Origin of the sequence: Flavobacterium sp. (assembly GCF_020217025.1) — a bacterium.
GTDB lineage: Bacteria > Bacteroidota > Bacteroidia > Flavobacteriales > Flavobacteriaceae > Flavobacterium.
In genome coordinates this window covers 1-10,000 of sequence record NZ_JAIWOF010000101.1, presented here as the reverse complement: position 1 = coordinate 10,000, position 10,000 = coordinate 1, and the positions used below count along the sequence as shown (strand labels likewise).

Sequence of the window (10,000 nt, the reverse complement as noted above, 5' to 3'; positions counted from 1 at the left end):
CAGCTATGAAATTGAAACTTTCTCTTTTTTTATGTATTTGTATGATTTCCTGGAAAGGGAAGGCGCAAACTGTTGATAAAGAAAGGGATAGTATCTCGATTTATCAGGATATTAATGATTTGTCTAAGAAAAGCAAGTTTTCAAGATTTGTGTATAAACTTATTTTTAGAGAATCGGCTCTTAAAGCAGAGAATTTGATTCCTTCTAAGCCTAAAAAAGAGGTGAAAGTGGTGAAAAAATATCAAGAAGGAAAAATTATTCGAAATATAACCATTGAAACACTTGATCCATTTGGTTATTCCGTTACGAATGAAAAGAAAGTGCCAAAACGTAAATTAGAAAATTTTGGTAATTCGGTACATATTAAAACTAAGGAAATAACAATTCGAAATATCATGCTTTTTAAGAAGAATGATAAATTAGATGCTAAGTTATTGTTAGAATCAGAACGTTTAATAAGAAGCCAACGTTATATTCGTGAAGTTACAATTGTTCCCGTTGATATTCCTAAAAACAAAGATTCGATTGATATTAAAATTAGGGTTTTGGATTCGTGGACTTTAATTCCTACAGGAAGTTTGTCTTCTTCTGAGAGTAGTGTCAAGTTAACCGAACGCAATATTTTAGGTTTTGGGCATTTGATAAGCGGAAATATTAGAAATCGTTTTGATACCAAAGAGCGTGCGGTTTATGCGCAATATTCTATCAATAATATTAAGAATACCTATTTCCGTTTTGATTTGGATTATGCGAATGAATTCAATAATGATAGTAAGCGAAGTGTAAACATCAATCGACCATTTTATTCTGTAATCACTAAAAATGCAGGAGGTTTTTATTTTGAAAATAGATTACGAACGGAGCAATTTCCGGTTTTAGATACGATTTCATTACAAAAAGTATCTTATGATCTTCAAGAATATTGGTATGGTAGAGCGTTTAAAATCAATTCAAAATCAAATCCGGAACGCTATTTTACGAATTTAATTTTGGCTTTAACTTATAATCAAAAAGTTTTTGGAAGAATGCCAGAAGCCTCTTTAGATCCTTCGAATTATTTTTCAAATGAAAAGAATTGGATTGGAATGATTGGGGTTTCTAGACAAAAATTCTATCAAGATACCTTTGTTTTCAATTATAATATTACGGAGGATATTCCGTATGGAGAAAATATTGCATTAATCATTGGACATCAAGAAAAAAACAGTAATTCTCGAATGTATACGGGTTTGAGTCTTTCCTATGGAAAAAAATGTTCTTTTGGATATGCCAGTGGTTTTGCAGAATGGGGCAGTTTTTACGATGCTGGATTAACTGAACAAACTACTTTTAAGATGGGCTTCAATTATTTTAGTCCTTTACTTTCTTGGGGAAAATGGCATTTTAGGCAATTTGTGAAACCTACTTATGTTTGGGGAAACAATCGAGATGAATCGTTTAAGGATCGTCTGAATTTACTTGAAGCAGATGGTTTGCCTGGATTTAATAATCGTTTAAACGGCACACAAAAATGGACTGTTTCTTTTCAAACACAATCTTATATTCCCGGAAGTTGGTATGGTTTCCGATTTAGTCCGTATTTCAACATGACGCTTGGTTCTTTGGCAAACGAAAAAGCTTTGTTTTCGAGTAAAGTATATTCCAAATTTAGTATTGGTGCTTTAATCAATAATGACTTTTTGGTATTTAATAGTTTTCAAATATCCTTCTCGTATTATCCAACCATTCCTTTTGAAGGTGATGGAATAAATAAGTTTAATTCGTTTGAAAACACGAATTTATCATTGTATGATTTCCAATTGTCGAAACCTGGATATATTCTATACGAATAGTTTTGTTGAACTTAAATCGTCATTGAAAATAGCTTGGTTTCTGGTGCTTTTCGGATTAATCTTAAATCGAATGCCATACAGATATTTCTAACGAATGGTTTTCCTTTTTCGGTTACGGTTATGGTATCGTCTTTGATAGTTAAAAATCCATCCTCTTGCATTTCTTCTAAGCTAGCTAATACCGAAGGTAATTCAGGGAAATCTAAAGCTTTGTCTTTCCAAGAAGTGGTAAATTGACACATCAAATTCAAAATATGTCTTCTGATAATTAAATCTTCTGGCGTTAAAACGTGACCTCTAAAAATAGGTAATTGATTATCGGCTAAATGCGTGTAATAATCTTCGATTGTTTTCTCATTTTGTGCAAAACTGTACCAGCTATCGCTAATAGATGAAACGCCTAAACCAATCATCAATTGCGTTTTTGAAGCGGTATAGCCCATGAAATTACGATGTAGTTTTCCTTCTTTAAATGAAGTAAACATACTGTCGTTTTCTAATGCAAAATGGTCCATTCCAATTTCGTGATAGCCGTTTTGAGCTAGTTGTTTTTTACCTTCTTCATACAACATTCGTTTCTCGTCGTCTTTTGGTAAATCTTTGTCTTTAAATCCACGTTGACCGTTGCCTTTAATCCATGGCACGTGCGCGTAGCTGTAAAAAGCTAATCTATCGGGTTGTAACGATTTGGTTTTATCAATTGTATCTTTAACGTCGGCTAATGTTTGAAATGGTAATCCGAAAATTAAATCGTGACCAATAGATGTATATCCAATTTCTTTTGCCCAAAATGTAACTTTAGCCACATTATGAAAAGGTTGAATTCTATGAATGGCTTCTTGCACTTTTGGTGAATAATCTTGCACTCCAAAACTTACGCGTCTAAAACCTAAATCGTATAGTGTTTGTAAATGTTGTTTTGTAGTATTGTTTGGATGTCCTTCAAAGCTAAATTCGTGTTCTTCAGCTTTTGTAGCGTATTGAAATATGCCATTTATCAAACATTCTAAATTTTCTGGAGAAAAGAACGTTGGTGTTCCGCCGCCTAAGTGAATTTCTTTAATAATAGGTTTTCTTGGGAATAAATCGCAATATAGTTTCCATTCTTTAATCACCGCTGTTATGTAGGGATCTTCTACTTCATGGCGTTTGGTAATTCTTTTGTTACAACCACAAAACGTACACAAACTTTCGCAAAATGGTAAATGAATATATAAACTTATACCTTCATTAGCATTGGATTCTTTAAAAGATTGTAACAAAGTTCTCTTCCAATCTTCTAAATGGAATTTTTCCTCTTCCCAGTAAGGAACAGTTGGATAACTTGTATAGCGAGGTCCTGGAACATTATATTTTTGGACAATTGAGACTGACATAGCAATAGATTTTTAGCACAATACAAACTTATAGCGCTTTAAAACAAAAAAAAATGATATTTATCATGTGAACTTTGTGTAACAAATATTACAGAAGAAAGCAATTTCAAATCGTATCTTTGGTAAAGAATAATAAGGAAAATTATGAATGCAAAATTTAATGATATTATTAATGGTAACGATTTGGTTTTAGTGGATTTCTACGCCGATTGGTGTGGCCCTTGTAAAATGATGTCGCCCATATTGCAAGAAGTAAAATTGAATTTAAAAGATGCTGTTAAAATTATAAAAGTAAATGTCGACCAACACCAAGATTTGGCGAGTCATTTTATGGTTAGAGGCGTACCAACCTTAATGTTATTTAAAACAGGAAAAATGTTATGGCGCCAATCAGGAGTTTTGAGTGCTAGAGATTTATCAGCTATTATTAGTAATCATTTAAATTGATTTTTTGTATATTTATAAACGAAAACAAACTAAAACATAAAAATAATGAAATTAAAAGTATTGAGTTTGGTCATTCTATTTTTTGGATTGACTTCTTGTTTGAAGAATCAAGCAGATGGTGTTCAAGTATTAGATGTAGCCAAATATGAGAAAAAAATGGCACAGCCTGATGTTCAATTGGTAGATGTTCGTACGCTAGAAGAATTTAATGAAGGTCATTTAGAAAATGCAATAAATATTGATGTTACGGCTGATGATTTTGATGCTAAAGTAGCTAGTTTAGATAAAGAAAAACCAGTAATGGTCTATTGTAAACTTGGAGGTAGAAGTTCTAAAGCGGCAACGAGATTAAAAGAATTGGGATTCAAAAATATTTCTGATTTAGAAGGAGGAATCACCAATTGGACAAACGAGAATAAACCAACAGTTAAATAAACTTAATACTTTAAATTATGAAAAAAAATGTAGGTACAGGTGACCGTTTTTTACGCGTCATGATTGGTGTTATTGCGCTAATTTTAGGACTTTCAGGAATGTTAGAAGGAACTATGAAATGGGTAGCATTAGGTGTAGGTGCCGTGATGGTTGTTACAGCTTCTGTACAATTTTGTCCACTTTACACTTTGTTAGGAATTAATACTTGTAAAGTAAAACCGAAAAAATAAAAATTTATCAAATTATAGTATAAGTATGATTTACTTCGGTAAATTGTACTTTTTTATTTTATACCCTATGATAACTTGGAACGATTTTGAAAAAGTTGAAATGCGCGTTGGAACTATCTTGGATGTACAAGATTTTCCAAAAGCAAAGAAACCTGCCTATCAATTAACTATTGATTTTGGTGTTGAATTAGGAATTAAAAAATCTTCGGCTCAAATAACCAAACGTTACACTAAAGAAGATTTAATCGGGAAACAAATTATTGCGGTTGTCAATTTTCCTAAAAAACAAATTGCAGATTTTATGAGCGAATGTTTGGTATTGGGCTCAGTAGGCGAGGAGAACGATATTGTTTTGCTGACTTCAGATATTCTGGTTGAAAATGGGTTGCGTATTGGATAAAAAAAATCCCAAATTCAATTAAGAGTTTGGGATTTGTATTTTGTAATCTTATGATTAAATATCGTCAAAATCAATATTAGTAAAACTTTCCGCTGATTTTACTTCGTCGTTTCCTTCAGCGTAAATTTCTCTTTTGAAATCTTTTTGATGTCTTTCTGAGATTACCTCTTCTCCTTTTTGGTCTAGAACAAAATCAGTCATTTCATCTAAAATTTCTCTGAAAGCAGCGAAATCTTCTTTGTACAAATAAATTTTGTGTTTTTTAAAGTGAAATGAACCATCTTCTTCTGTAAACTTTTTACTTTCAGTAATGGTAATGTAGTAATCATCTGCTTTTGTAGCTCTTACATCAAAGAAATACGTTCTTCTTCCTGCACGCAATACTTTAGAAAAAATATCTTCTTTTTCTAACATGTCATTTTCTCTCATAATCCTACTGTCAATTAATTAGTGTTATAGCGTCTCAAAAATCTAAAAAAAATCGGATAAAACAAAATTTTAGTCAATTTCTTTTTCCGAAAGTTGTTTTAAGTATAACTCTTTGTAATAACCATTAAGGTCTAATAGTTGAGAATGAGTACCTTGCTCTTTGATTTTTCCTTCGTCTAAAATGATAATCCAATCTGCATTTTTGGCTGAAGAAACTCGGTGACTCACAATTATAGTTGTTTTGTCTTTGCAATAGTCTAATAAATTGTTTAAAATGGTTTCTTCGGTTTCGGTATCTACGGCGCTTAAGCAATCGTCTAAAAGAAGTACGGGAGCATTTTTAATTAAAGCTCTTGCAATAGAAACACGTTGCTTTTGTCCACCAGATAATGTAATACCTCGTTCACCCAAAACCGTTTCATATTGCTGATTGAAATTCATAATATTGTCATGAACAACGGCCTTTTTAGCGGCTTCCATAACTTCTTCATCAGTAGCATTTTTGTTCCCAAATTTGATGTTGTTTTTGATACTATCCGAAAACAAGAAAGCATCTTGTGGCACCACACTTATTTGATTCCGTAAATCAAATAAATTTAAGTCTTTAATGTCTTTGTTGTCAATAGAAACTGTTCCTGAAGTCGTATCATACAAACGACTTATTAAAGTTAAAAGAGTCGATTTTCCAGAACCTGTTTTTCCTAGAATCGCTAACGTTTTTCCTTTTTTAACTTCAAACGAAATTTCGTCTAAAGCTTTAATTTTAGTGTCTTCGTATTCAAAAGAAACCTTATCAAATTTAATTGCGCCTTCAATTGAAGTATGACTGCTAATCGTATTTTTAATTTCAGGTTCCTCTTTTAGGAATTCATTAATACGTTTTTGCGAAGCTTCTGCTTCTTGAACCAATGAAGAAACCCAACCTAAAGATGCTACTGGCCAAGTCAACATATTGATGTATAAAATGAATTGGGCAATAACTCCAATACTTGCAATTTCAGGATCGTTATTGATGTACATAGAACCACCAACATAAACTACGACCAAGTTACTCAATCCAATAAGCAAAATCATCAACGGACCAAAAAGCGAATTTACTCTTGCTAAATCCATTGCTTTTGCTCTGCTCTCATTGCTTAAATCAGTAAATTCATTTTGTTTTTTACCTTCAATGGCATAGGCTTTAATTACTCGAATTCCGGAGAAAATTTCTTGTGTAAACGAAGAAAGCGTTGATAGATTCTTTTGAAATTCACCACTTCTTTTATGAATCATCGAACTAATTTTAAAAATACTGTACGATAAAAGCGGTAAGGGTAATAAAGAATATAAAGTTAGTTTTGGCGAAATGTTATACATATAAATCACCACAATTGTAAAACGCATTAAGGTATTTAATGAATACATTACGGCTGGACCAACATACATTCTCACTTTTCCAACGTCTTCGCTAATACGATTCATTAAATCTCCGGTGCGATTGCGTTTGTAGAAACTTTGTGTTAACGTTTGATAATGATTGAAAATTTCGTTCTTCAAATCAAATTCTACGTGGCGCGACATAACAATTAGAGTTTGACGCATTAAGAACGTGAAAAATCCAGCAACAATTGTAGTTCCTAAAATCAGTAAAATGTTGTGAAACAATGTTTTTTGGAAGCTAAGTAGGTCACCATCAGGACTTTTTACATAGTCTTCAATTACTTTAATGGAGTTTCCAATCAACTCAGGAGTAAATAAAGAGAAGATTTGTGCTACAATTGTAATGACTATTCCTAGTAGGAAACGATATTTGTATTTAACAAAGTATTTGTTTAAATATTGTAATTCTTTCATAGTATTCTTTAGTGTGATACAATTTCTGTATCAAATTCATTAAAAAGATAACCAATTGATAATGAACGATTATCGGTTTTTTTAGCTTTTCATTGCTAAATTATTAAAATAAATATAATTTCTTGAATCATTTTAAAATTATTCGTAATATTGTAATTAAATATTGAATAATTTTCAACCCAACTCAAATCACATGACAGCAGAATTATTAAAAGCAAATGAGCTTCATAAAGTAGATCCAGTTTTTGGTCAGGTATCTTTTGACGGCCATGAGCAAGTTGTATTTTGTCACGACAAAGATACAGGATTAAAAGCAATTATTGGAATTCATAACACAGTTTTAGGACCTGCATTAGGAGGAACTAGAATGTGGAATTATACAAACGAATGGGAAGCGTTAAATGACGTTTTACGTTTGTCTCGTGGAATGACTTTCAAAAACTCAATTTCGGGATTAAATTTAGGTGGTGGAAAAGCGGTTATCATTGGTGACGCTAAAACTCAAAAAACGCCTGAATTAATGCGTCGTTTTGGACAATTTGTAGATTCATTATCTGGAAAATATATCACTGCAGAAGATGTAGGAATGGAAACTAAAGACATGGATACAGTTAACGAAGTAACAAAACACGTTGCTGGTATTTCAGTTGAAAGAGGTGGTTCTGGAAATCCTTCTCCTGTTACAGCTTACGGAGTTTTCATGGGAATGAAAGCGGCTGCTAAATACAAATTCGGTTCTGATAATTTAGAAGGTAAAAGTGTTTTTGTACAAGGAATTGGTCACGTAGGTGAAGTTTTAGTTCAACACTTAACAGAAAGTGGCGCTATCGTTACAATTACAGATATCAACGAAGATAGAGTACACCAAGTAGGAGCGAAGTACGGAGCTAAGATTTTTACAGGTGCTGATTTATACAGTGCTGATGTGGATATTTACGCACCTTGTGCTTTAGGAGCTACTATTAACGATGCTACTATTAACAATATCAAAGCTTCTATCATTGCTGGAGCTGCTAATAACCAATTAGCAAACGAAGCAGTTCACGGAAAAATCTTAAAAGAAAAAGGTATTTTATACGCACCTGATTTCTTAATCAATGCTGGTGGTGTAATTAATGTGTATTCTGAATTAGTAAAATGGACGAATGCTCAGGTTATGGAAAAAACAGAAAACATCTACAACACAGCATTAGAGATTTTCAAATTTGCAGATGATAACAACATTACTACGCATCAAGCAGCTTTTTCAATGGCGCAAAAACGTATTGATGATGCAAAAAATGAATTAAAGAAGTAATTCGTTTTAAATAAAATTGTATTTTTGCAGAGCGAAAGAGGAAACTTTTTCGCTCTCTTAATTTTATAAAGTTCTTAATTAGTATGTTAAACAGAAGACATATCCGAGTAAAAGTGATGCAAAGTATTTATGCGATGCACCAACACCAATCTGATCATTTGGATAAAGAAGAAAAATTCCTTTTTCAAAGTATCGAAAACACCCAAAACTTGTATCTTTTATTGCTTTCAGCACTTATCGAAATCAAAAAGAAAGAAGAGGAATACATCGATTTGGCTTCTAAAAAACATTTAGCTACTAAAGAAGAAATCAATCCTAATTTAAAATTTATTAATAACAAAGTTTTGGTTTTATTAACCGAATCGGAAGCATTGGAAACTGCTTTAGATGATAATAATATCAATAATTGGAAATTGAATGATGATATTATTTTAGGTTTGATTGATACGATTAAAGAAAGTGAATTGTACCAAAATTACATGCAAAAACCTGTTGGTAGTTTTGAAGAGGATAAAAACTTTATTGTTGATTTATATACCGAAGTAATTGCTCCAAGCGACCGTTTATATGATTATTTAGAAGATCATAAATTGACTTGGTTGGACGATTTACCAGCAATTAATACTTTAATTGTGAAGCAAATAAAACAATTAAAAGGAGAACAAGATACTTTAGTAATTCCAAAAGTCTACAAAGATGAAGATGATAAAGAATTTGTAAAAAACTTATTTAGAAAAACAGTTTTAAACGAAGTTGAATTATCTAAAGAATATATTGATAAAACGCCAAATTGGGATGTAGAACGTATTGCTGAAATTGATACGATTATTTTAAAAATGGCAATTTGTGAGTTGTTAAAATTTCCATCTATTCCAACGAAAGTAACAATTAACGAATATTTAGAGATTGCAAAGGAGTATTCTACACCAAAAAGTAGTATTTTTATCAACGGAATTTTAGATAACTTGGTAAAAGAATTTACTCAAGACGGAAAATTAAAAAAATCAGGTAGAGGTTTATTATAAAATTTTAAAAATATGATAAGAAAGTCAGTTGGGTTATTTGCCCTTTCCTTAGTTGTGTTAGCTACTGCATGTAAACAAGAAAGTGCAGCAGATAAAATTACAGATGCTGATATGCAAACCATAGAAGCTGAAAAAGCATTAGTTGGTAAATTACCAAAAATTGAATTAGACAAAGAAATTCACGATTTTGGGACTATTAACGAAGGAGATAAAGTTGAAACAGAATTTGTTGTAAAAAACGTAGGAGATTCTGATTTGATTATTTCTGATGCTAAAGGAAGTTGTGGATGCACCGTTCCTGAGCCGCCTAAAGATCCTATTAAACCAGGAGAATCAGCTCCTATTAAAGTTTCTTTTAACTCAAGAAACAAACCAGGTCAACAAGAAAAAACGGTAACGTTAACGACTAATACAGAAAATGGTCGCGAAACGTTTAAAATTAAAGCAAATGTAACACCAGCTGCTAAGTAGTAGCTAAATAATAAACAACGTATGAATCCAAGTTTAGCAATACAAATTGTATTAATGATTGCTGTGTTTTATTTCTTATTAATAAGACCTCAACAACAAAGAGCCAAAAAAGAAAAAGCATTTGAAAGTGGATTAAAAGTAGGTGATAAAATTATCACTAAAGCTGGAATACACGGTAAAATTGCAGAAATGAATGAAGATACAATCGTTGTAGAAACAATG

The 10,000-nt window shown here is 31.8% G+C and carries 12 protein-coding genes; 9 read left to right on the top strand and 3 right to left on the bottom strand.

From position 1 onward, the window contains the following. Positions 1 to 1,832, top strand: a 1,832-nt coding sequence (locus LDL23_RS04925) for a hypothetical protein (RefSeq protein ID WP_291264710.1), incomplete at its 5' end; no start/stop codon positions are given. 11 nt (positions 1,833 to 1,843) lie between these two features. Here LDL23_RS04925 and hemN read toward each other — a convergent pair. Beyond that, complete coding sequence (gene hemN, locus LDL23_RS04920; protein ID WP_291264709.1) at positions 1,844 to 3,208, bottom strand: oxygen-independent coproporphyrinogen III oxidase; 1,365 nt, start codon at positions 3,206 to 3,208, stop codon at positions 1,844 to 1,846. Between the two features lie 144 nt (positions 3,209 to 3,352). On the opposite strand from hemN, the gene trxA reads away from it, so the two are divergent. From trxA to LDL23_RS04900, 4 genes are all read left to right on the top strand, one after another. Then, a complete protein-coding gene (trxA, locus tag LDL23_RS04915) occupies positions 3,353 to 3,655 on the top strand; it encodes a thioredoxin (protein WP_026726428.1) in 303 nt (100 codons plus the stop codon). Positions 3,656 to 3,700: 45 nt separating this feature from the next. Then, on the top strand, positions 3,701 to 4,090 hold the full coding sequence (locus LDL23_RS04910) for a rhodanese-like domain-containing protein (protein WP_291264708.1): 390 nt from the start codon (positions 3,701 to 3,703) through the stop codon (positions 4,088 to 4,090). A gap of 17 nt (positions 4,091 to 4,107) precedes the next feature. Further along, positions 4,108 to 4,320 (top strand): DUF2892 domain-containing protein, encoded by a 213-nt coding sequence (locus tag LDL23_RS04905; protein WP_194096339.1) that lies wholly within the window; start codon positions 4,108 to 4,110, stop codon positions 4,318 to 4,320. 67 nt (positions 4,321 to 4,387) lie between these two features. After that, the gene (locus LDL23_RS04900; RefSeq protein WP_291264707.1) at positions 4,388 to 4,720 is read left to right on the top strand and encodes a tRNA-binding protein; all 333 of its coding nucleotides are present in this window, start codon (positions 4,388 to 4,390) and stop codon (positions 4,718 to 4,720) included. A 54-nt stretch (positions 4,721 to 4,774) separates the two neighbouring features. On the opposite strand, the gene LDL23_RS04895 is transcribed toward LDL23_RS04900, so the two are convergent. Both LDL23_RS04895 and LDL23_RS04890 read right to left on the bottom strand, forming a co-directional pair. Further along, positions 4,775 to 5,149 carry a PUR family DNA/RNA-binding protein gene (locus LDL23_RS04895; RefSeq protein WP_026726432.1) on the bottom strand — a complete coding sequence of 125 codons (375 nt, stop codon included), beginning with the start codon at positions 5,147 to 5,149 and terminating at the stop codon, positions 4,775 to 4,777. A gap of 69 nt (positions 5,150 to 5,218) precedes the next feature. Further along, a complete protein-coding gene (locus tag LDL23_RS04890) occupies positions 5,219 to 6,985 on the bottom strand; it encodes an ABC transporter ATP-binding protein (RefSeq protein WP_291264706.1) in 1,767 nt (588 codons plus the stop codon). A gap of 193 nt (positions 6,986 to 7,178) precedes the next feature. Between LDL23_RS04890 and LDL23_RS04885 the strand changes: the two genes are divergently transcribed. From LDL23_RS04885 to yajC, 4 genes are all read left to right on the top strand, one after another. Then, the gene (locus LDL23_RS04885) at positions 7,179 to 8,282 is read left to right on the top strand and encodes a Glu/Leu/Phe/Val dehydrogenase dimerization domain-containing protein (protein ID WP_291264705.1); all 1,104 of its coding nucleotides are present in this window, start codon (positions 7,179 to 7,181) and stop codon (positions 8,280 to 8,282) included. Between the two features lie 83 nt (positions 8,283 to 8,365). Further along, positions 8,366 to 9,307, top strand: a complete 942-nt coding sequence (gene nusB, locus LDL23_RS04880) for a transcription antitermination factor NusB (protein WP_291264704.1) — start codon at positions 8,366 to 8,368, stop codon at positions 9,305 to 9,307. A 12-nt stretch (positions 9,308 to 9,319) separates the two neighbouring features. Next, a complete protein-coding gene (locus tag LDL23_RS04875) occupies positions 9,320 to 9,778 on the top strand; it encodes a DUF1573 domain-containing protein (RefSeq protein WP_291264703.1) in 459 nt (152 codons plus the stop codon). A gap of 21 nt (positions 9,779 to 9,799) precedes the next feature. Further along, on the top strand, positions 9,800 to 10,000 hold a 201-nt coding region (yajC, locus tag LDL23_RS04870; protein ID WP_291264702.1), incomplete at its 3' end, for a preprotein translocase subunit YajC.

Bases quoted from the DNA above. Each gene is read 5' to 3' on its own strand.
- LDL23_RS04875 (WP_291264703.1), top strand. From the start codon at position 9,320: ATGATAAGAAAGTCAGTTGGGTTATTTGCCCTTTCCTTAGTTGTGTTA.
- hemN (WP_291264709.1), bottom strand. From the start codon at position 3,208: ATGTCAGTCTCAATTGTCCAAAAATATAATGTTCCAGGACCTCGCTAT.
- LDL23_RS04900 (WP_291264707.1), top strand. From the start codon at position 4,388: ATGATAACTTGGAACGATTTTGAAAAAGTTGAAATGCGCGTTGGAACT.
- LDL23_RS04910 (WP_291264708.1), top strand. From the start codon at position 3,701: ATGAAATTAAAAGTATTGAGTTTGGTCATTCTATTTTTTGGATTGACT.
- nusB (WP_291264704.1), top strand. From the start codon at position 8,366: ATGTTAAACAGAAGACATATCCGAGTAAAAGTGATGCAAAGTATTTAT.
- LDL23_RS04890 (WP_291264706.1), bottom strand. From the start codon at position 6,985: ATGAAAGAATTACAATATTTAAACAAATACTTTGTTAAATACAAATAT.
- LDL23_RS04895 (WP_026726432.1), bottom strand. From the start codon at position 5,149: ATGAGAGAAAATGACATGTTAGAAAAAGAAGATATTTTTTCTAAAGTA.
- LDL23_RS04905 (WP_194096339.1), top strand. From the start codon at position 4,108: ATGAAAAAAAATGTAGGTACAGGTGACCGTTTTTTACGCGTCATGATT.
- LDL23_RS04885 (WP_291264705.1), top strand. From the start codon at position 7,179: ATGACAGCAGAATTATTAAAAGCAAATGAGCTTCATAAAGTAGATCCA.
- trxA (WP_026726428.1), top strand. From the start codon at position 3,353: ATGAATGCAAAATTTAATGATATTATTAATGGTAACGATTTGGTTTTA.